19 protein-coding genes are annotated in these 22,627 nt (G+C 38.2%); 13 read left to right on the top strand and 6 right to left on the bottom strand.

Translation table 11 applies throughout. The annotated features are described in order from the left end of the window. Nucleotides 1–111: 111 nt before the first annotated feature. From CRO54_RS12395 to CRO54_RS12365, 8 genes are all read left to right on the top strand, one after another. Nucleotides 112–999, top strand: a complete 888-nt coding sequence (locus CRO54_RS12395; RefSeq protein ID WP_171047898.1) for a sensor histidine kinase — start codon at nucleotides 112–114, stop codon at nucleotides 997–999. After that, a complete protein-coding gene (locus tag CRO54_RS12390) occupies nucleotides 999–1,700 on the top strand; it encodes a LytR/AlgR family response regulator transcription factor (RefSeq protein ID WP_097132397.1) in 702 nt (233 codons plus the stop codon). Before CRO54_RS12395 ends, CRO54_RS12390 begins: the two co-directional genes overlap by 1 nt. Nucleotides 1,701–2,104: 404 nt before the next feature. Then, nucleotides 2,105–2,830: a dioxygenase family protein gene (locus CRO54_RS12385; protein ID WP_097132396.1), complete on the top strand. Its 726-nt coding sequence runs from the start codon at nucleotides 2,105–2,107 to the stop codon at nucleotides 2,828–2,830. Nucleotides 2,831–2,841: 11 nt separating this feature from the next. Next, the gene (locus CRO54_RS21050) at nucleotides 2,842–3,078 is read left to right on the top strand and encodes a hypothetical protein (RefSeq protein ID WP_138765817.1); all 237 of its coding nucleotides are present in this window, start codon (nucleotides 2,842–2,844) and stop codon (nucleotides 3,076–3,078) included. Nucleotides 3,079–3,100: 22 nt separating this feature from the next. Continuing rightward, entirely contained in the window at nucleotides 3,101–3,553 is a 453-nt protein-coding gene (locus tag CRO54_RS12380) for a hypothetical protein (protein ID WP_218840073.1), read from the top strand. Continuing rightward, a complete protein-coding gene (locus CRO54_RS12375) occupies nucleotides 3,550–4,257 on the top strand; it encodes a pirin family protein (protein ID WP_097132394.1) in 708 nt (235 codons plus the stop codon). The genes CRO54_RS12380 and CRO54_RS12375 overlap by 4 nt, the downstream gene beginning before the upstream one ends. A gap of 41 nt (nucleotides 4,258–4,298) precedes the next feature. Beyond that, entirely contained in the window at nucleotides 4,299–5,570 is a 1,272-nt protein-coding gene (purD, locus tag CRO54_RS12370) for a phosphoribosylamine--glycine ligase (RefSeq protein WP_097132393.1), read from the top strand. A gap of 188 nt (nucleotides 5,571–5,758) precedes the next feature. Further along, the gene (locus tag CRO54_RS12365) at nucleotides 5,759–6,499 is read left to right on the top strand and encodes a hypothetical protein (protein WP_138765816.1); all 741 of its coding nucleotides are present in this window, start codon (nucleotides 5,759–5,761) and stop codon (nucleotides 6,497–6,499) included. Nucleotides 6,500–6,578: 79 nt separating this feature from the next. Here CRO54_RS12365 and CRO54_RS12360 read toward each other — a convergent pair whose 3' ends face one another. From CRO54_RS12360 to CRO54_RS12335, 6 genes are all read right to left on the bottom strand, one after another. Beyond that, a complete protein-coding gene (locus CRO54_RS12360) occupies nucleotides 6,579–8,177 on the bottom strand; it encodes a SusD/RagB family nutrient-binding outer membrane lipoprotein (protein WP_097132391.1) in 1,599 nt (532 codons plus the stop codon). A 17-nt stretch (nucleotides 8,178–8,194) separates the two neighbouring features. Further along, nucleotides 8,195–11,560 (bottom strand): SusC/RagA family TonB-linked outer membrane protein, encoded by a 3,366-nt coding sequence (locus CRO54_RS12355; protein ID WP_097133087.1) that lies wholly within the window; start codon nucleotides 11,558–11,560, stop codon nucleotides 8,195–8,197. Between the two features lie 110 nt (nucleotides 11,561–11,670). Then, on the bottom strand, nucleotides 11,671–12,720 hold the full coding sequence (locus tag CRO54_RS12350) for a FecR family protein (RefSeq protein ID WP_097132390.1): 1,050 nt from the start codon (nucleotides 12,718–12,720) through the stop codon (nucleotides 11,671–11,673). Nucleotides 12,721–12,815: 95 nt separating this feature from the next. Further along, nucleotides 12,816–13,373: an RNA polymerase sigma factor gene (locus CRO54_RS12345; RefSeq protein ID WP_097132389.1), complete on the bottom strand. Its 558-nt coding sequence runs from the start codon at nucleotides 13,371–13,373 to the stop codon at nucleotides 12,816–12,818. A gap of 59 nt (nucleotides 13,374–13,432) precedes the next feature. Beyond that, nucleotides 13,433–15,232 (bottom strand): AsmA family protein, encoded by a 1,800-nt coding sequence (locus CRO54_RS12340; protein WP_097132388.1) that lies wholly within the window; start codon nucleotides 15,230–15,232, stop codon nucleotides 13,433–13,435. An 89-nt stretch (nucleotides 15,233–15,321) separates the two neighbouring features. Next, entirely contained in the window at nucleotides 15,322–17,028 is a 1,707-nt protein-coding gene (locus CRO54_RS12335) for an AsmA family protein (RefSeq protein ID WP_097132387.1), read from the bottom strand. A gap of 189 nt (nucleotides 17,029–17,217) precedes the next feature. Here CRO54_RS12335 and CRO54_RS12330 point away from each other — a divergent pair, with 189 nt between their 5' ends. From CRO54_RS12330 to secG, 5 genes are all read left to right on the top strand, one after another. Further along, nucleotides 17,218–18,750: a MiaB/RimO family radical SAM methylthiotransferase gene (locus tag CRO54_RS12330; protein WP_097132386.1), complete on the top strand. Its 1,533-nt coding sequence runs from the start codon at nucleotides 17,218–17,220 to the stop codon at nucleotides 18,748–18,750. A gap of 178 nt (nucleotides 18,751–18,928) precedes the next feature. Next, nucleotides 18,929–20,164, top strand: coding sequence for a sigma-54 interaction domain-containing protein (locus CRO54_RS12325; RefSeq protein ID WP_097132385.1), 1,236 nt, complete (start codon nucleotides 18,929–18,931; stop codon nucleotides 20,162–20,164). A gap of 6 nt (nucleotides 20,165–20,170) precedes the next feature. Continuing rightward, nucleotides 20,171–20,680, top strand: a complete 510-nt coding sequence (locus CRO54_RS12320) for an LptE family protein (protein WP_097132384.1) — start codon at nucleotides 20,171–20,173, stop codon at nucleotides 20,678–20,680. Nucleotides 20,681–20,804: 124 nt separating this feature from the next. Further along, nucleotides 20,805–22,187, top strand: coding sequence for a hypothetical protein (locus tag CRO54_RS12315; RefSeq protein ID WP_097132383.1), 1,383 nt, complete (start codon nucleotides 20,805–20,807; stop codon nucleotides 22,185–22,187). A 14-nt stretch (nucleotides 22,188–22,201) separates the two neighbouring features. Continuing rightward, nucleotides 22,202–22,564: a preprotein translocase subunit SecG gene (gene secG, locus CRO54_RS12310; protein WP_097132382.1), complete on the top strand. Its 363-nt coding sequence runs from the start codon at nucleotides 22,202–22,204 to the stop codon at nucleotides 22,562–22,564. The last annotated feature ends 63 nt before the right edge of the window (nucleotides 22,565–22,627 follow it).

The following is a 22,627-nucleotide window of genomic DNA, read 5'->3' as shown; positions in this document are numbered from 1 at the left end:
TTCATTTTTTTTGGTCATAACAGCAATCATTACTTTGGCTTATCCCAAATTCTACACTACATTATATTCTGCTTTTTATTTGTCGGAATTTATTTCCTGCACAGCAAAATATTGTTTCCAAAGCTATATTTGGCTAAAAAGTATTTGATTTACTTTGTGGTACTTTTAGCTCAACTATCAGGCATTATTGTCGTAAGACCTTTTGACCGTTTTATATCCAACCCTAACCGCATGGAGCAGGCCCAGCCTCCCAAGCTATCGCCGCCAATAAACATACCTCCACCACCAAGCGAAAGCCCAAGACCATTGGTAGATATTGTGAGTATCTTCACTTTTTTACTAGCTATCATTATTGGGGTAACGATAGAAACCAATAAGCAACTGAGGCTTACCATGCAGCGAGTTTTAATGGCCGAAACCGAAAAAGCACAGGCCGAATTGGCATTCTTGAAAGCTCAGGTTAACCCACATTTTCTGTTCAACATCCTCAACAATATTTACACACTAGCGCTAACTCAGGATAGCAATACTGCATCTTCTATCATGAAATTATCTAACATGATGCGCTACCTCACTGACGAAGCTGGAAATGACGAAGTGAGTTTATCTCAAGAAATTGCTTGTATGACGGATTATGTAGACTTGCAGCGATTACGTTTGACGCAAAAAACGAACATCGAATACGAAATCAAAGGAAATATAGAAGACAAGAAAATTGCACCTTTAATTTTGATGGCTTTTGTAGAAAACGTTTTCAAATATGGTGTTAGCAACCATAAAAACAACAAATTGATTATCAAACTTCTTGCAGAACACAACTTAATTAACTTATATTGCGAAAATACAATCAATCCTGACAAGAAAAATGAAAAGCGGACAGGAATAGGATTGGAAAACACAAAAAAACGTTTACAGTACATTTATCCGAATAAACATATTTTGGCCGTAGAAAACGATCAAAAAGTCTTTAAGATTAACCTCAGCATTCATTTAAATTAATGGAAAAGTTAAAATGTGTAGCTATTGATGATGAACCTTTAGCGCTCGCCTTAATTAAAAACTACATTGAAGCAACCGAAGGATTGCAACTGCTTCAAGTATTTGAAGACGCCATTGCCGCGATAGAATACCTAAGCAAATATCCTGTAGATTTATTGTTTTTAGATGTAAACATGCCAGACATCACAGGTTTGGAACTTTATAATTCTTTAGCTGTGAAGCCGATGGTGATTTTCACTACAGCTTATAAAAACTTCGCTTTCGAAGGTTTTGAACTTAATGCGATTGACTATCTACTGAAACCAATCGATTACATCAGATTTAAAAAAGCAGCAAGAAAAGCAATCGACTTCCATCAACATAAACAGCAGAAGGAACAAGATCCTAGCGACCATTTGTTTGTGTACTCAGAATACAAATTGATTAAAATTGAGGTTAAGGCAATCCTGTATTTGGAGAGTTTAGAAGATTATGTGAAAATACACTTGAGTAACGGCAAAATGATCATGACTTTGGCTACGCTTAAAAAGGTAATAGACAAACTTCCTGCTGATAAATTTAGGCGCATCCATCGCAGTTATGTGGTAGCAATTAAACAAGTTCAGTCTGTAGCCAACAGAAAAGCACAACTAAGCAACGATACATTGCTGCCCATTAGCGACAGTTACGTTTCTTTCATTGAGGAGTGGAAAAGCAACTGACAGCCAACAAATTAAGCCATATAGAACCGGAAACAAAGCACTTAGTTCAGAAACTGTTTAAATTTCAATGAAAATAAATACTTAGGTAAGCGGGGACACCCGTCTATAGTGAGCTGCTAGAGCTTGGTGTCCTCACCAAACTCAACCTGTCAAATATTTATCCCACTTTTAAACAGTTCTCAATTATCTAAATCGTATCTAAAAGCTTATATATCGCCATGCTGAACCTATTTTGTTCTGCAGTTTTTCGCTTCGCTATAACGAAACGACTTTAGTAGGGCAATTTTAACATCCTTTAACGCTCATTTTCTCTGTCGACACAAAATAACCATTAACCGACACTTCATTGTCACAATCCCGTAAGCTCTACATATTTGATCAGTGTTTCACCAACCTTATTAGATATGGAAAGAAAAAACTTTTTAAGGAGCTTATTGATTGGAGCAGTTTCTACTCCGGCAGTAATTAATGCTTGTAAAAAATCTAGCGTAGCCAATGAAACTGTAGGCACCACTAGTACAGTAACTGGTGGTTCTTCTACGGCTAACTGCGTAGTTGCGCCCACAGAAACTGAAGGACCATTTCCTACTAAGGTGCCTGCATCTTATGTAAGAAGCGATATTACCGATGGCAGAACGGGACATAAACTCACTGCAAAAATAACCATTGGCAACAGCAGCAGCAACTGTAGCCCAATGGCTGGTGCTATTGTTGACATTTGGCATTGCGATGCTGACGGCAATTACTCAGAATACGGCGGTACCGGTATGCAGCCTACCAACTACCAATCTGTACACTTTTTGCGTGGCAGGCAAACTACTGATGTCAATGGCCTGGTTACTTTCACTTCTATTTTTCCAGGTTGGTATTCGGGCCGTGCTACACACATTCACGTTCATGTTTACAACGCTGCCGGCAAATCTCTAAAGGTCACTCAAATTGCTTTTCCAGAAGGTTCTGGAACCGCCGTTGCTTTAGTAAATGGATACAGCAAAGGAATGTCTGGCTATACCTATAATAAAAACGACAATGTTTTTAGCGACGATGCAACAGGCATTGAAATAGCAACCGTTACTGGCAATACAAGTTCTGGTTTCGAACTTAAAATACAACTTAGCATACCCGCATAACCCACAAACAAATGAAAAGAGCACTAACATCGCTTTGCGGTATTTTATTGATAGCATCCCTTATTTACACAACGAGCAACTCAGGAATTAATCCTAATGAACAGAGCGCTTCAACCTCAGGAGTAGAAACCTTTTTTGAGGGATCAATATTATCTCTAAACGTACTTTTCTTGGTCATTTTCTTGGTCAGCATTTTAACGATGATAAAGGAGGAAGACAAAAATGAGAAAGATAACACTTTGCTATAGAAAAATAATCAGCGTTAATAGCATGAGCACTTGGGAAAGGCTTGTTTTCACCGATTCATTTACGGAATTTAAAATGCAATCGCAGTATTATAACCAGAAAGGGGAATACAACACGTTTGCAGAGCTGAAACATCATGTACCCAATGCAGAGCAGCTTCATTTTTTGGTAAGTGGCGCCGTTATGGGCTACATAAGACAGTTAGATGATTTGATTCCAGACGTTACCAATAACCTAGGCTTGCATTTTTTGAAATTCAATCAATTCAGGTTTGAAATTATCAACTCTGATTTACGAAACATAGACAAGCACGTAGTAGCAATTAACTTTTACAGCGAAGAACTTCAGTACATAGAACAAATTGGAGATTACCTACTTACATCAAAAATAAATCCATCTAATAGCGACAATGAGCCGATGCTAACCGACATGTTTGTCATCACTCCTTATCTCACCATTTACACCATACAACAATGAACATCATTTCTCAAGGCAAAATATTCCTTTCAGACCAAAGGGGTATGATTGAAAGCGAACGCATCAAAAGATACAGCACTTTTAACTCGGAAAGCTTTCAAAATCCGGCAAAAGAAGCTGTAGGCAACCTTTACGCACTACACGACGACATGCTTGCTCCCAATGCTTCCATCAATTTCTACACTAGAGAACAGGGCTACGTCATCATTATCCCAATTACAGGATCTATCAAATATATTGATGAACAAAGCAGTGAAGCAGAAATTGAAGTAGGCAAAAGTTTGATGGCTTTTTTAGAGAAGGATGCTTTCATCACCCTTAAAAATCCTTACGAAGATGCTTTGATCAATTACATGATGATTGCCATTAAAACAGAAGAGAAACGCCCTAATTCTTTGACTTTTCTTGACATCGATTTATCTAAATTGAATACAATGAATTTAATTACGCCAGAAACAATTCCATTTAAAGTTAGCATAGGCAGGTTTAAGGGACGTGGAGAAACTAAATACGCAATCAATAATAAATCAACACTATATTGTTTTGTATTAGGCGGAGCTTTTGAAATTGATGGTCGTTTGTTACATGATAGAGATGGAATTGCCTTATGGAACACCGATAAAATTGAAATGGAAGCTTTAAGCGACAATGCGTTGCTGCTTACCATTCAACTACCACAGCAAAGTAGCTATATCTTATTTTAGATTTTATCACCTAGGTAAGCAGAAAGCAATATCTTTGCGAAATGAATATCTTAATAATCGGTTCTGGCGGAAGAGAATGTGCTTTTGCCTGGAAATTAAGCCAATCGGAGAAATGCACCAATCTTTTTATTGCTCCTGGTAATGCTGGCACTGCAAATTACGGCAAGAATGTTAACATCAATCCAAATGATTTTGAAGCAGTAAAAGCACTTGCTTTAAAAGAAAAAATAGAACTATTAGTGGTTGGTCCCGAAGAACCTTTAGTGTTGGGAATCCATGATTTTTTTGTAAATGACGAAGAATTAAAACATATCCCAGTAATTGGACCTAAAAAAGAAGGTGCCATTTTAGAGGGAAGTAAAGATTTTTCTAAGCAGTTCATGGAGCGCCATGATATTCCAACGGCAAAATCTAAATCGTTTACCAACGAAAACCTACAAGCAGGCATAGATTATCTTGCCAACCACACTTTACCGATTGTGTTAAAAGCTGATGGCCTAGCTGCCGGAAAAGGTGTGCTAATCATCGACAATCATAAAGAAGCACAAGACGAACTTCAATTGATGTTGGGCGGCAAGTTTGGTAACGCAGGCTCTACCGTAGTGGTGGAAGAGTTTTTAACTGGCATCGAGCTTTCTGTATTCGTATTATCTGATGGCAAAAACTATGTGATTTTACCAGAAGCAAAAGATTACAAACGCATTGGGCAAGGTGATACTGGCTTGAATACTGGTGGTATGGGTTCAGTTTCTCCAGTTCCTTTTGCTAATGCAGAATTTTTAAATAAAATTGAAGAACGCATCATTAAGCCAACTGTAAATGGTTTGGCTAGTGAAGGCATTGATTACACTGGTTTCATTTTCTTCGGCTTAATTAAAGTTGGCGAAGAACCTTATGTAATTGAATACAATGCTCGTATGGGCGACCCAGAAACTGAAAGTGTAATCCCGAGAATTGAAAATGATTTAGTAGAACTTTTTCTAGCTAGCGCAAATAAAGAATTGGGCAGTTACGAAATCAAAATCAGTCAAAAAAATGCCGCAACTGTAGTTATTGTTGCTGGCGGTTATCCAGGTGAATACGAAAAAGGCAAGGCGATTTCTGGTTTAGAGAACGTAAGAGATTCTTATGTATTTCATGCTGGAACCGCTTTAGAAGGCGGCATCGTGAAAACCAATGGAGGAAGAGTTTTAGCGATTAGCAGCATTAAAGACACTCAATTTGAAGCTTTACAATGCGCTACTGCAGATGCAGCAAGAATATACTTTGATGGCAAATATTTCCGAGAAGACATAGGATTCGACCTCACATAATCCCGTTTTGAGGTAAAAATTTCTCATTTATCAACATTTATTCGTACACTTGTAATTAACAAGGTGCGATTAACCGCATCCCGTCTAGGTCTACTGAGTTAGCACTAGTCGGGATTTTTTATATCATCATTACCTTTTTGGTTAATTGGCATATTTTTTTTTAGATACATAACCCAATATAAAGCAGCTTGGCGAATCACTTAAACAAACCATTTCATTTCACAATTCTTTTTCTAGGGTTGTTATTATCACCATTTTTAGGTTTTTCGCAGCAAGAAGAGCCCAAAAGGGTAAGTGTTGTTGTTACTGCTAAGGAGATTACACCACAAAAAGAAGTGGTACAAATCCCAGCTGACAATACGCCGAAAGTGGCAATCAAATCTACAACACCTAAAGCTGTCGCAAAAAACCCGCAAACAGCAGCGAAGAAAGTTGTAGCACCAGTAAAAAGCATTAGCCCAAAAGAGCAGCCTTTAACCGCAGCACCAATAGTGGCTAAAAAAGAACCTGCAAAGAAACAAACGGTAGTTCCTCCAAAAACCACCGCAGTACCTAACAAGATAAAAACAGAGGAAATTGCCAAAAGCAAACCTGCAGAAATAAAAAAGGAAAAGCCGAAGGAAATAGTTTCTGCTGAACAATCCGTTACTGCGACTCCAAAAAAAGAGACAAAAGCTCAAGAAGTTACACCTAATAAAGCTCCTGTACAGGTTAACGACAAAACAGCAGCCAACATCGTTAAAGCTGATAATGAAAATAAGGAGGTGGTGGAAATTCCGAACAATGTGAAAGCCAATTCTTCTAGTTATATCTGGATCGGAATTTTCTTAATCGTAGCAGGCGTAGTGTTAGGTTTATTATTCGGGAAACCTGCATTTCTTATTTCATTTGTAGGTGTGGTATTTGTAGCGCTGGGAATGATTATTTAGTGTAGATAAAAACTCATCTTCATAAGAAAGAAAGCCCCGAAGTAGTACTTCGGGGCTTTCCTATTTACAGCGATATAATTTACTGTTTATCCCACCAAACTCTACCTGTTAATTTATCTCCGCCAATAACAGCTGCTGATGCCGCTTGATAATTTGCACCATTTTTAGCCGCTTCTTCTACCGGATATGGAAAACGACGTGGAATAGTTCCATTAGTCGCATTTCCTGCAAAAACAACTGGGGTCAATGCTGGGAATCCAGTTCTTCTCCAATTGCCCCATGTTTCATAAAAATCCATCTGTATATTACTCTGCAACCAATATTGCGTATTGATTTGCTGTAATCCAGTACCTGTACTATAAGCATTAGCCAATAAATAGGTATCTGCCGCAGTAGACGATATTGCCATAGATGCATCATAAGGAGTCAAACCAGTAATGCCTGCTTTTACGCCGTTATTAAAGTGCGTAGCGGCACTGCCTCCTATCGCCCAACGCTGTGCCGCTTCGGCAAGTAGCAACTCTGTTTGTGCATAAGACAAAATAAAAGTTACGCCATTTCTCTTCAACATATTTGGATGTGGCGAGGAATAATCAGGCATAGTAGTGTAAAATGGATCTGAACTTATGTTTTGAGAAGGCGCCGCACCTAAATCCTTTCCATTTGGCATTCCTTTTTGCACTAGCGGATTGGCATCAAAGCTCGAATTTTGAGCTTTGGAACCGTCGCTCAAATACAATTTGGTCACCGCAACTTTTCCTAAGCGTGGATCAGCTGTACTTTTAAGCAGATCGATAAAAGTTTTCGACCATTTCACGTAAAAATGCTCTTGGCCGCCATCTCCCAACAAAACCTGGCTATTCCTATTCTGAGTTACCCTATCGCCAGCAGTATCATGTATCAAGAAAGCATCATCCGCAGTTGAAGTCATGGTTTTTCCAATTGTTTTAGTGGCATAGTTTTTTGCAGTAGTTTCATCAATCTTTACCAATCGCATTGCCAATCTCAACAGCAGAGAATTACCAAAACGTTTCCATTTTTCGATATCTCCTTTATAGATTACATCGCCGGTGATCTTGTCGTTACTTGCATTTAAGGCATTAGTTGCCTCTTCTACTTCCTTTAACAAATCGGTATAAATAGCTTGTTGCGAATCATATTTCGGATTGAAAATACTGGTATAATAACCTTGGCCAGCTTGAGCGTAAGGAACATCGCCGTATAGATCAGTTAAACGAGCAAAAATAAGTGCTTTCCAAATACGAGCAACTTGATGAAGATTGCTATACTTCTGTTGCCCCTTTGTGAATTCTACCACATCTACGATAGGTCTTACCTGTTCTATATATGCACCTACTGCTCCGTTACCCCAATAGGCTGCCGTATAACCTTCGTTAAGCATATATTTATCTCCTGCCCAATAACTTACTACGGTAGAAAGTCCCTGCATCATAGTTGAGCAATAGATGAGATTTCCACGCCAGGTATCGTACGAAAAGTCGATGCTTCCAGTGTAGGTAAGTTGTGCAGTAGTGAAGGTATAGTTAGGATCAAAACTACTTGGCCCATAAGAAACAGGGTCTGTATTGATTTTTTCAAAGTCTTTAGTACAGCCAGCACCCAAAATTACAAGCGCCAATGCTAATACGGTATATTTCTTAAATATGTTGGTTTTCATTGTCTTCTTTTTTAGGATTAAAACTTAACATTTACATTGAAGCCGAAGGTTCTAACTGGAGGGACACCTCCTAGTTCCAAGCCAGGGAAAGTGGCATTGTAACTTGACTCCGGATCTATGTTATCCGTCTTCTTCATCAAAATGGCTAAATTTCTTGCTACAAAACTTACATTAAGACCTTGAATTTTATTGTTGAATATTTTAGCTGGGAAATTATAACCCAACACAATCTGCCTTAATTTAATGAAACTGGCATCCTGCACAAAACGATGAGAAGTATTATTAGCTACGTTAGCATAATAGGCCGCTGCTGTAACTGGCGTAATCGGTGCAGGCTGGGTATCCAATGCTTCACGGTTAGGTAAGGTTTCTTTATGAAGGCCAAAAATATAACCGTAATAATTAGTGGCAGAGAACAACTTACCACCCCATTTACCATCTACTAAAACTGAAAGGTTAAAAGCTTTGTAATTAAATTCATTGTTCCAACCTGCAAACCATTTGTTAAAGGCAGAACCATAAGCTTTTAAATCGCCACGGTCTGGACCATCTGCTGTTTGCATGATGTTTCCGTTGGCATCGTATTTATAATCGTAAGCCATGATCTGTGAAGCAGCCTTTCCAGGAAGATTCTGTAAAAAGCCAACGCCTGCACGAGAAGTAGCCAATAGCTGTACGTCTGTTCCCTCGGCCAATGATAAAACCTTGTTATCGTTATAAGTAGCGTTAAGTGAGGTAGTCCAAGTAAATTGTTGGCTCTTGATTGGTTGACCTGAGATAAGCATTTCCACCCCTTTATTTTCCATTTCACCAGCGTTCAGAACCGCACCCGTATAACCAACGGTGCTTGAGGTAGTAATAAAAGAGATTTCGTTTTTAGAACGTTTCTTATACCAAGTTAAATCTAGGTTTAAGCGGTTGTTGAAAAATCTCAGTTCAGTTCCAAATTCAAGTTCAGTTGCTTCTGAGGCTATTAAAGAAGGATTAGGGATATTCGCATTTGCAATAATGCCAAGCGGATTACCATTTAAGCTTTGGCTCATGAAATTATAGCTAAGCACAGTTTGATATGGCAACGTCCCTTGACCTACCATGGCGTAGCCAGCTCTCAATTTACCGAAACTTAAGAAAGTAGGTTTCCACAATTCAGAAAAAACAAACGAAGTATTAACAGAAGGATAAACGATATATAGTTTATTGTCTTTACCCGGTGTAGCTAAGGTACTAAACCAATCTGAACGGGCACTTCCTGTAAGGTAAAATAAGTCTTTGTAGCTAAACTCCAAAGTACCATAAACAGACTGGGTTTCGTTGTGGGTCTCAATATAACTTACCGATTTGTTTTTAGCATTGATGATATTGTAAACCCCAAAAACAGCGAAGTCGGTACCATTATTCGTCATTTGAGACATATCCGTTTTACGATAACTGGCCCCCAAGTTAGGCGTAATAGCATAATCGCTACCAATATTAAAAGTTTTGCCTAAAAGCACATCTGCATTGATGTCAGAAAACTTGGTAGCTTGTTCTGCAATTTTACCATTTGCATAATAACCAGTTCCCGATGGCACCACATTTTTATAGGTGTCGTTGTAACTGTCTTGCCCACCCCTCAACTGTAAAAATAGATTATTATCGAAAGTATACCTTGCTGTTACCGATCCCATTAAACGGTTACGCTTGGTGTTGTTCACAAATTCGTAAGCTGCAAACCAAGGATTAGTGGCATACACGTTGCCTGGATTATACAAAAGCTCGCTATTATCTGCTTTTCTCCAAGGCTTTAAATCGTTGATGTTAACACTCGTTGGAAGAAATATCGCATTGTAATTAGCATTACCAGCACCGTCTGATACCATCGGTCTGTTTTTTACTTGTTCTAAAATATAGTTTAAACGGGCATCAATGGTTAAACGTTTAATAGGCGCAAAAACACCTGCGACGGTCATCGACTGTCTATTCAAACCCGAATTGGGAACGATAGAATTATTGCCTACTGTATTGCCCGACACCCGTAAATTACCACCATCAAAAACCTTGTTTAACGCTATGGAATTGGTCCAAGTGCCACCTGTAGTGTAAAAGTTTTCTATGTTGTTTGTTTGAGCACTATAAGGTCTACTTACACCATCAAATTGAATAACGCTACTACCATCTAACGCGGCACCGTAGCTAGATCCACCAGCCTGACCAGCTGCCAATGCTGTAGTAGGTTTTAAACCATTGGCTCCTTGGCCGTAAACTTGTTGCCAATCTGTTCTATCTACCACTTGCTCGGCTACATAATTGGTATTAAACTCCACACCGTTACCTTTGGCACTTTTCGTTGTAATTAAAATAACCCCACCTTTAGCACGATAACCATACAAAGCAGAAGCAGCAGCCCCTTTTAGCACCGAAATACTCTCAATATCATCAGGGTTCAGATTGCTGATCGCGTCTCCCATATCGGGAGCGTTATCCCATTGACTACCTTTATTACCATTTGGGTTTGCGTTAAATAAACCTACTGGCTGACTTTCCATTGGTACACCGTTAACGACATACAATGGCTGGTTACTTTGGCTTAAACTGGAAACCCCACGAATGATAACACTCGTAGCAGCCCCTGCTCCACCTGCGGTACTACTTATATCTAGTCCAGGTACTTTACCAGATAATGAGTTCATCAGGTTATTTTCTCTCGCTTTGGTTAGGTCTTCACCTTTAACCTCACTTACGGCATAGCCTAGAGCTCTTTTTTCACGTTTGATACCCAAAGCGGTAACGACAACTTCTCCCAACTGTTTGGCATCTTCCTGTAACGTAACGCTAATATTATTTTGTCCATTTAACGGAATTTCTTGGGAAGAGAAGCCTGCGTAAGAAACAACAAGCACTGCATTCTCAGGTACAGAGATAGAAAACTGCCCATTCACATCAGCAGCTGTGCCCCTATTGGTTCCTTTTATCCTCACAGATGCTCCAGACAATGGAATTCCATCCTTATCTTTAACCGTACCTTTAATAGGGGTGTCCTTAACCCTACTAATTACAATCAGCCCCTTATCGGAAACGGAATAGTTGAGTTTAGTATGTTCCAATATTTCATGGAGCACATCGGTTACCGGAGTATTGGTTACCCTAATGCTTACATCCTTGTTAACAGGAACATAGTTTGAGCTATATACAAAACGATATTTGCTCTGCCCTTCGATTAACTTTAAAACTTTAGAAAGTTTGGTGTTCTTAACGTCAAGAGAAATCTTGTCCTGCGAAAAAACTGATGCAGAAACGTTCAGACAGGTAATGAACACCACTAAAAAAGACAGCTTCATCAGGATGATAAATTTAAAGAGCTTTCTGTACCTAAAACGCTCTTGCGGTAAGTAATAATAAATCATATTTTTGTGTTTTTGGTTGCGGTTTGTGGCAGCCAGTGTTTTAGCGAACACTGCCATAAATACATCAAAAAGATTTCGAAGGGCGGTGCGTCAACACCGTCCTTTTTTTCTTATTTTGATATCTTAATTTGATCTCCTTTTATTTCGTAATTAAATTTTTCTACTTGTTGCAATGCATCTAGCACTTGTTTAACAGTCTCATTGCTAAACGTTGCTGTAAAACGATATTTCTCCAATTCTTGATCGGTAAACGTAATTTTCACATTGTACCACTTTTCTAGAATCGACTTTACTTCTCCAAAATCTTGGTCGAAAATTTCTATTCTGTTTTGCGTCCATGCAGTTTCAACTACTGTGCTATCCCTAACTAATTGATAGTGGTCTATAGTAATTTCTGGAGGTAATATTTTAGACTGGCGTTTGAGCTGCGGAAGTATTGTTGCGTTTTTCTTTTTGTAGAGGGTAATCTTCTGACTCGGCTTTAGCGTGATGATACCTGCTCCATCAACCGTCTGCATCGTAATCAATCCTCGTATCAAGGTAGCTTCTGAAGTGATCTCGTCCGGATAAGCTTTTACGTTAAAAGCAGTGCCTAATACATTGATCTCGAACTCTGAAGTTTGTACTTTAAACGGCTTCTTGCTATGGGTAACATCAAAAAAACCTTCTCCCTGCAGCCAAACCAACCTGTTGCTTTTATTGAAGTTCTTATCTAGCTTAAGTGTACTTTTTGCATTTAACCAAACAGTAGAACCATCTGGCAATGTCACTTTTCTGCGTTCACCTGAGGCAGTATGATAAGCATCTGCATAAACTGCTGGTTGAGGTTTTTCTTTAACAAAAAACACAGAACCAATACCCAAGGTAATCAAAACAGCGGCAGCTACCGCCCACCAAATTCTTCTCAATTTTAGCGGAACAGTCTTAACTTGTTCAAATGATTCTTGGAATGCAAGTATTCTTTCGTTCAACTTGGCTTTGTTGCCACTCAGTAATTGATAAAGCTTTTCTGCTTCTGCTATAGTTTTTTGTTGCTCGGGATGTTGCGCTATATATTTACTCCAATATGCTGTAGATAACCGATCAGTACCTGCACAATAATGCTGGAATGTTGCGTCTATTAAAAAGTCCTCAGCTTCAAATTTGCTTCTGTCTATCATTTCTATTTGCACCTTTAATAGACAGTGCCGCAAATCATTAATTTTTCCTAAGGATTTTTTAACTTTTTTTTAACATTAAATAAATTTGATAAAAATTAGAAGTTATTCAGCTCCTTACGTAGCACCTTTAAGGCGTCGTAAATAGTGTTATAAGCGGTTTTTATAGTCTGATTGGTTTGTTCGGCAATTTGTTCGTAGCTCTGTGCTTCGAAAAACTTTAGATGGATCAGTTGCTTCTGCCTAAAGGTAAGTTTGGCAAGTGCATTTTTCAATTTGTGGCGTACAATTTCATCGCTCTGCACTTTTACAATAAACTCTTCGTAGCTCATCTCCATCCATTCTCCCTCATCTCCTGCTTTAAAAAGGGCTTCGTGAATTTTCTTCTCCCTTTCTAGCAAACGTAGTAGTTTTCTTTTTAAGAAGGTTCTTAAGTAGGCTTCAACATTCTCTACTCGGGCAAGATTTTCGCGTTTCTCCCAGATGGTGGTAAAAACATGGTCGGTAGCTTGGCTCGATAAATCCGAATTTCCACAAACCCTTATCCCAAAATTAACCAAACGATAGTACAGCGCTTTGTACAAATCAAAGAATGCGTCACGGTCGCCCATGCAGATTCTTTCCCACAGCAAGTGATAGGTTAGTTGGTTTTCCATTTGGTTAGTTAAACCACAATATTAAATAATTATCGCTTAATAAAAAATATAAGACTTGCTTAACGATTTCTTTCTCGCTCTATCCGTCGCAGCTCTCTTCGTATCCTACGTTTCTCGCGTTCGTTTTTCATGTCCTCAAATCGGGAGACGTAACCTTTAATTTCAGCTTCTTTTTTAGGCGTAAAACCAACACTGTATTTCACTCCCTGAAACAAGGTTTTCCAAACAAAGTTGAAAAAAGAACCTGTTGGTTTACGTTTATAATGAATTGGCGCTGCCGTAAATTTCCCATCAACCGATGGATTATCGGAGTAAATCACCATTGCATTCGTTAAAAGAGACAAAATCCCCAAGCGTTTTAACCGCTCGCCACCTTCATGTTTCTTCATTAAACCTAGCGACAAATCGTTATAGGTAAATTTTACTTTTCCAGTGGCCACATCTTCATTTGCCTTGATATCGAAAGCCAAACTACGCACCAAACAACTTTTGATTTGCACCATCGCCAACGGACGGGTAATGTAATTAAGTTGCCTTCCATCTAAATTTAGCAGTTGTCCTTGATATGAAAAATCTGCTTTTGGTGCCATCACATTAAACTTGAACCCCACATTGAGCTTCCCTTGTTCCATCAGGTAACTCTCTAGATTGGCTTCAATGATTGGGTTTTTCTTCTTGTTTTTATACTGGTTGGTCACATTGCTAATCACACCAGACGTGTTATTAAAACTAATTCTTCCACGCTGCCCACTCTTCTCGTCAAACTCAGCATAGCTGATATCTAATTGATTAAGGTTGATTTTTTTAATGGTAATTGGAATATCAATTTTTTGAAAAAGCTGATGCGGGAATTTCCCTGTTTTATCCTTAACTAATTTAGGATAAGAATTATCGTTAAAAACAGATAGCGTACCATTGGCAATATTCATCTCATCAGCCAATACTTCTCTATTTTTGATGTACGAAAACAGGTTAATTCCATGTAAATCGATGTTATTTAGCTGCAATGAATAGCGGTCTCTAGCATAACCGTTCACCTTGGCAAATTCCTGTTCGGAATAACGTGGCTGCAGGGAAAACTCCTTGATGTTCAACTTTTTGGAAGACGCACTAAACTCAAACTGACTTGCTTTAATGTAATACATGCTATCAGGAGTAGCATAAGTGTAGTTGTTCATGTAAACGTAGGCGTCCTTTAACAGGTAAAATCTACTTTTGTCTTTCGCAGAGGTTGCATCAATCAACCAATCTTTAAGGGTAATGGTGATATTTGAAATGGTATCTATATCCTGCTTTGCCTTGTTATTGTTTACATATTTAAAACTAGCGTTTTTAAAATCGATAGTTCTGACGTGTAGGGCAGTGAAAATATTTTTGATGTAATCGTAAGGAGATTTCTCTGGTTGGGGCAATTTATCTTCATTAAAAGCGAAAGATTTATTCACCATCGTGATGTGTGGCTTATCGAATAATATTAAGTCTATTTCTAATTTTTTATCGAAATAGATTTTAAAAGGATGGAATTTTTTAATGCTCAACTTTTGGAGTTCGATTACATAAAGGTTGTTCGGCGCTTTTTTTTGTGCCACCAATTTTCGGTATACATTCGTGTCGGGTACCAAGCGCACTTCTGTTAGAGACGCATTGCCAGTAAGTGGATTTACGCTTACCTTATTAAAGCGGATGTCGTAAAGTCCGTTGGTTGCTTTATTAACTATTGCGCCTAACTCTTGTTGTACAAAAGGTTTTATTTTTATGGAGATATACCAAGAAGCACTAACGATTATTAAAGTAATAAACAGTAGTACACCTAAAATCCATTTTAATTTTCGTCTGCATTTAGGTGTGGTTTCTCGCATGGGCAATTTAGAGTTCGTTATCTAATCCCAAGATACAGATTTATTTGAAATTGTTAGATGGTTAAAATTTTTCAATTGTTAGTCCATCCCTACTTCTTCTTCGGCTCTTCCATTTTTTTCATTGGCACAATACCAATGCCCACAATTTCCCTCATGCCTTTAAAAATGGTCTTCCACATGATATTAAAAAAAGAAGCCTGCGGTGCACGCTCATAGGTCACGGTAGCAAACCTGCCTTTTTCACCTGCAATATTATCGTCTTTAATTAAAAGTGTATTTGCTAAAAACGACAGCAACCCTTTCTTCTTTTCTTTTCCTTCAGCATCTTCACCAAGCATCTTAATTTTCAAATCTTTGTAGTAAAAATAAACTACACCTTTAGATCCTTTACTGTTTGCAGACACATCAAAGCTTGCCGAAGTTACCTTTCCACTTTCCAACTCAATTTGACCCAGCGGCTTAGAAATCGCATTTAAAGCTTTCAAATCGAAACTTCCCACAGTGCCTTTATATTTAAATGCAGCATTGTTTGACTTCAAATCAAAGTCGATTTTCACATTCAGTTTTGCAGCACCCATTACATGAGTAGTTAAATCTGCATAAGCATGTCCTTTTTTCGAAAGTCGGGCACTATCATTAGTTAAATTACTAATAGCACCATTCAGCCCATTGAGTTTTACCGTACCAATTTCTTTTGTTTTAGGATTATACTCGCCATAAGCCACATCTACTTTAGCGATTGTTAAACGTTCCACAATGGTAGGTATGGGCAAACGTTTCAAAGCCATGTGAGGGAAATTTCCCGACTTATCTAAAGTTGATGGCGGCAACTCCCTATTCATGAACACATTTACATCTGCCGGACCAAGATTAATTTCTTGGACATGTAATTCTCCGTTATTGTTCAATCCAACATAATCTATTCCCGAAATATTTATTTCCTTAAAATTTAAGTCATAACGGTCTTTTTGTACACTATACTTTCTACTGAATTGAATTTTAGGATATTTCGGTTCCATTTGAAAACCTCGAATTTTCAAATCCTTTCCTGTAATAGAACCTCTCAGCGTATCCAGCTTTAAAGTGTACAATTTATCCTTCGTATCGGATTTGTAGCCTAATAATTCGAAGCCTATATTTTTGCTATGAAATACCCTTGTAGTATCAAATTGCGCTGCCGAATCAATCAGGATATCCTTCACATTTATCGAAAGGTGTTTAATCTGGTTCAATTTCTTCTCCCCATTATAATAATCGAAATCTGCATCGATCACCTTAATTTGACCTACTGCAATTGATTTCAGAGATTTTGAAATCTGCTGATATAAAGTGCGCTCGTCTTTTACGGTATCTGGTCGCTTGGTCACTTTATGGTAAATCATATCTATGGACGGATTATCCAAAATAATAGCACTTAGGGCCACTTTCTTCTTGAAATAAGCCGTAAGTACACCAACCCTAGAAATTTTCAAGTGAGCCAATTTAATTCGAAACAAATGCGCAGGCGCTTGCTTTTTTTCTTTTAACTGCTGAAAAACATTAGTATCAGGTATCAAACTAATACTATCTAAAACCGCAGTTCCAGTTAACAAATTCAAATGAATATCTTTAAATTCTACCTTATATAAACCATTTGAAGCATTAGTCACTCCTTCTTTGATTTTATTGGTTAAAAGAGGTTTCCATTTGGCACTTAGGATGATTGCGCCTATGCCTAAAATAAGAATAATTGCACCTACAATACCGCCAATCCAATACCAGAACTTGCGTTTGCGATAGAATGTGTTTTTTTTCATCTATGATAAATTGTTCTCTACGTCGAGGAGGCTCTAATGATGGCTCAACAAAAAGTTCCTGCTCGTACCCATAAAGACAAAAACCGAACGCTATTGTTTTTAAATCATAAAGAGATTGTAAAATTCCTGCCATTCTGTCATTTATGATTTAATTTTTGTATTTTTGGAGCCCGTAAATAATATTTTTTAATGATAGATTTTAAGCTTCAGGATAAAACACACGATGAAACCCGCCAAGGGGAAGCATTGTTGTTAGAAGGAAAAAATGGTGATGGCAAAAAGCTTTACATAGAAAGCTATGGTTGCCAGATGAATTTTGCGGATAGCGAAATTGTGGCTTCTATTCTTTCTGAAACTGGTTTTGAAACCACCAATGACTATCATAGTGCAGATGTAATTTTCATCAACACTTGTTCTATAAGAGAAAACGCCGAACAACGTGTACGCAACAGACTGTCGCAGTTTGGTGTCGAAAAACGCAGAAATCCGAAATTGGTGGTGGGTGTTTTGGGTTGCATGGCCGAGCGTTTAAAAGCTAAATTCTTAGAAGAAGAGAAATTGGTAGACGTGGTAGTTGGCCCAGATGCTTATCGTGATTTACCAAAATTAATCAATCAGGTGGAAGATGGACATAAAGCGGTTAACGTAATCCTTTCTCGTGAAGAAACCTACGCCGATGTAAGTCCTGTTCGTTTAAATACCAATGGTATTACTGCTTTTGTAACCATTATGCGTGGTTGCGACAATATGTGCTCATTCTGTGTGGTTCCATTTACAAGAGGAAGAGAACGTAGTAGAGACCCTTTCTCGATTATAAAGGAAGCGAAAGAGCTTTTTGAAAACGGCTATCGCGAGGTTACGCTATTAGGCCAAAATGTAGATTCATATTTATGGAGCGCAGCTGTTCCTGAGAAGAAAATTGCAGACGATACCAAAGATGATATGAACACCTTAACTGGTGATGCTTTGCTGGAAGCATTGAGCAACAAAACAGATTTGCCTTCTGCTTTAATTAAAGAGCACTCGGAAGGTGCTGTAAACTTTGCGCAATTATTGGCCATGGTAGCAGAAATCCATCCTGATCTAAGGGTTCGTTTTTCTACTTCACACCCTAAAGACATTACCGACGAAGTATTGTACACCATCGCAAAGTATGACAATATTTGTAATTACATACACTTGCCTGTTCAATCTGGAAACAGCAGAGTTTTAGCTTTGATGAACAGAACTTACACCAGAGAATGGTACATGAACAGAATTGATGCGATTCGTCGTATTATTCCAGGTTGTGCAATCTCTTCTGATATTATTGCTGGTTTTTGTACAGAAACGGAAGAAGAACACCAAGATACTTTGAGCATTATGCACTATGCCAAATACAATTTTGCTTATACATTTTCTTACTCTGAGCGCCCAGGAACTTTAGCGGCACGTAAATATAAAGACGATGTACCTGAAGATGTAAAAGCTCGTCGTTTGGCAGAGATTTTCAAAAAACAACAAGAAGATTCTTTGGCTTGTTTAGAAGAGTTTGTAGGTAAAACCGTAAAAGTTTTAATAGAAGGTTTTTCTAAAAAATCTGACAAGGAGTACAGAGGTCGTAATGATGAGAACGCCATGGTGGTTTTCCCAGTTACAGATGCCGTAAAACCTGGTGAATACGCAAACGTTTATGTAGAGCGTTGTACATCGGCTACATTGATTGGCCGTGTGGTTGGTTAGTTTGTTGGTTATTGGTTGTTTGGAACACAGATGTTTGTAAACTAAACCTGATAGTAGTGGGCACGAGCGTAGCGAAGTAAAACGGATAGCAGGACTTTCGGAACCGATGAAAAACTGAAATTGCTTTTCGTAATAAAATTAAATATTTCAAGTCTTAAAACTTGATACACGATATTAAATGGATACACAAAGTATAAAACAACGTTTCGGGATTATTGGCAATTCACCTTTGTTAAACCGAGCGATAGATACGGCAAGTCAGGTGGCGCCTACTGATATGTCGGTTTTAATTACTGGAGAAAGTGGAAGTGGCAAGGAAGTTTTTTCGCACATTATCCACCAATTAAGCGCTCGTAAACACGGTGCTTTTATCGCGGTAAATTGTGGTGCTATTCCAGAAGGAACCATAGATTCTGAATTATTCGGGCACGAGAAAGGCTCTTTTACCGGTGCTCACGAAGCCCGTAAAGGTTATTTTGAAGTTGCCAACGGCGGAACTATTTTTTTAGATGAAGTTGCCGAACTTCCTTTAGGCACGCAGGCTCGTTTGCTACGTATCCTAGAAAGTGGCGAATATCTCCGCGTAGGTTCATCTAAAGTTCAAAAAACTGATGTGAGGATTATTGCCGCAACTAACGTTGATGTTTACGACAGTGTCAAAAAGGGCAAATTCCGTGAAGATTTATATTATCGTTTAAATACAGTTCCATTACGTATTCCTCCATTGAGAGAACGTAAAGAAGATGTTTATCTGTTGTTTAGAAAGTTTGTTTCTGATTTCAGCAATAAATACAGAACACCAGGAATACAATTAGAAAACGATGCGGTTCAAATGCTAAGCAATTATAGCTGGCCAGGAAACGTTCGTCAATTAAAAAACATTGCAGAGCAGGTTTGTGTGCTTGAGAAAGACCGTAATGTTACGTCACAAGCTTTGCTGAATTATATTCCTAACGAGCAAAATAACCATTTGCCGATGGCTGTAAATTCTTCTAGCAAGGAAGATTTCTCTGAACGCGATATCCTTTACAAAGTGTTATTCGACATGAAAAAAGATATGGTGGAATTGAAGAAGTTGGTGGCAGAAATTATTCAGAACGGTGGCGGAAATATGGCACATGTCATTGCTGATAATCCTCAATTTATTAATCAGCTTTATCAGGAAGTAGATTTGAACAATCATTCTTCAGAGCCAACGTTAACCATCAAACATCCTTCGCAAAATATCCCTAACGATTTTAATTATGCCCATGATGCGGAAGAAGTGGAAGAGTCGTTATCATTGATAGATAAAGAATCTGACTTGATCAAAAAAGCATTGAAAAAGCACAAAGGCAAACGTAAATTTGCCGCACAAGAGTTGGGTATTTCTGAGCGTACACTTTATAGAAAGATAAAAGAGTTAAATCTTTAATTAACAATGAAGAAAATATTTTTTGTTTTAGCAGTATTTCTAGCCTTTGCTGGTTGCAGCTATAAGTTTAACGGAGCGTCTATTCCGCCAACAATGAAGACCCTTAACGTAAGGTTTTTCGAAAACACTGCTCCTTTGGTTGTACCTACATTAGCCCAAACTTTTACCGAAGCGTTGAAAGAACGTATCCGTACACAGAGTAGATTGAGTATTACGCAAAACGAGGCAGATGCAACAATAGAAGGACGGATTACAGGCTATTCTATTGCTCCAATTGCGTTTGGTGATAATAGACAACCCACAGCTGGCGGTAATAGGCTAACAATTACTGTTCAAGTGAAGTATACCAACAACTTAGATACAGGAAAAGTAAAGAGCAGTTTCGATGAAAGTTTTACCGCTTTCCAAGATTTTACATTATCGGGAAACCTACAAGCGCAAGAACTAATTGTAATTAGAGAAGTAAACATGAAGCTGACCGAAAACATTTTCAACCGTGCTTTTGCGCAATGGTAAATCTATCATAAGTCACCTACGAAAACAGAATTAATCTCCAAAAAACAATATCATGACAGCGCTATTCAGACTAAAAACGATGTTGTACCAATGGAAATTATATTTCAATTATTAACTTAGCGCAATGGAGTTGAATTTAGAGAAGAAGCAACAATTGGAAAAACTACTTGTTAAGCCGAGTTTGGCTATACAAGAACATATTCCTTTATTGCAGGAACTCATCAAAACTTTTCCATATTACCAACCACTATATTTACTGTTGGCTAAAGCCAGCACCAAAACTGAAATCAAGGATAAAGCTTTTACTACTGCTGCATTATATACCAATGGCAGTATTTTACACCGTGTTATTCATGAGCAAAACCTTGATGTTATTGAAGACATTAACGTAATTACTTACGAGCCTTGGACCGTTAGTAATGCTGCTGAAGCTGCCCCAACCGAACAAATCATTTCAAAAACTGAAGCTACTCCTGTAGAAAGCTCAACAGAGCCGCCAGAAATAGAAAACCTGGAACCTTTAGCTGATGAGGTAATTTTAGTTGAAACTCTGGAAGAAAATAAAGTCTTTGACGAGGAAGAGCTTAAATCTGTTCCACCTACTTTCCTACAAGACTTCGTTCTTCCGGAAATTGAGAATTTAGAGCCTTTACAAAGTGAAATCATCAAAGTTTGTGAAGTAGAGCAAATAGCTCAAACGACTCCTGAAGCGGATGAACAAGAGGTTTTTGAAGAAATTAACGAATTTATTGCTCCACCTGAAAATAGTCTGAAGCCAGAAGTATTTGAAATTGCGGAAGAAATTCCAGCTATTCATAAGTTAGAAGAAGCTGAAGAAGTTATCGTGGACCAAAACACTGTTGAAGAAGATGAAGAATTGGTTATTGAGACCGTGGCTGCGACAGATTTCTTTGCTTTTGATAGAAGTTTCAGCACGGAAACAACGACAGTACCAGAAGTTGAAGAAACTGAAGTAAATGAACTTGACACAGCGCCTGCAGCCAGCATTGACATCCCTGCAGAACACATCGTAAGTAAATATGATGATGACCAACTGCCATTCACATTTTTATGGTGGCTAGCCAAAACCCGTAAAGACCACGAACAGATTTTCAGACCTTTCGCTTCTCCGGTAGCTGCTAATGCACAACCATTACAGCAGCAATATGTAGAACATATATTCCATATACAAGCACCTTTAGAGCTAATAGAAGAAGTAGCAACTACTTCCCTACCAACAACTAAAGAAGATTCAATTATCGACAACTTCATTAAGAACGACCCTCAAATAAAGGCGCTCAAGCCCGATCAAATCAATAACGAGAATAAAGCAAAGCGAAGTGCTGAAGATTCGAATGATGTGGTATCAGAAACATTGGCACAAATTTATATCGAGCAAATGCTTTATCACAAGGCGATAGACACTTATCAAAAATTAAGTTTGAAATTTCCAGAAAAAAGTGGTTACTTTGCCGACCTTATACAATCTTTAGAAAAGAAAATTTAAAATTATTATACAAAATGGCGACTACCCTACTTATTGTTTTATTGGTGATTGCATGTGTTGCATTAGCTCTTTTCATTTTAATCCAAAACCCTAAAGGTGGCGGTTTAGCTACTGGTGGTGCAAGCAGTAACATGTTTGGCGTACAACGTACAGGTGATGTATTAGAAAAAGGAACTTGGGTTTTATTAGCTTTAATCGTGGTTTTCTCGTTAGCAATTACAGCAATGGGTAAAAACGGTACAGCTAGCGGAACTGGTTCTAAAATTGATGACCACATTAATAAAACAGCGGCTCCTTCTCCAATTGGAAGCGGCCTACCAACTAAATCTGCAACACCTGCTGCAGCTCCAGCAACTGCTGATACTACTAAAAAATAGAAATAACAGATAAAATATAAATATAAGCTCCTTGGTTAACTGCCAAGGAGCTTTTTTATTGTT

The organism is Pedobacter xixiisoli (genome assembly GCF_900215335.1).
Taxonomy (GTDB): domain Bacteria; phylum Bacteroidota; class Bacteroidia; order Sphingobacteriales; family Sphingobacteriaceae; genus Pedobacter; species Pedobacter xixiisoli.
Note: the sequence above shows the minus strand (reverse complement) of the source record. Positions and strands in the feature narration are given on the sequence as shown.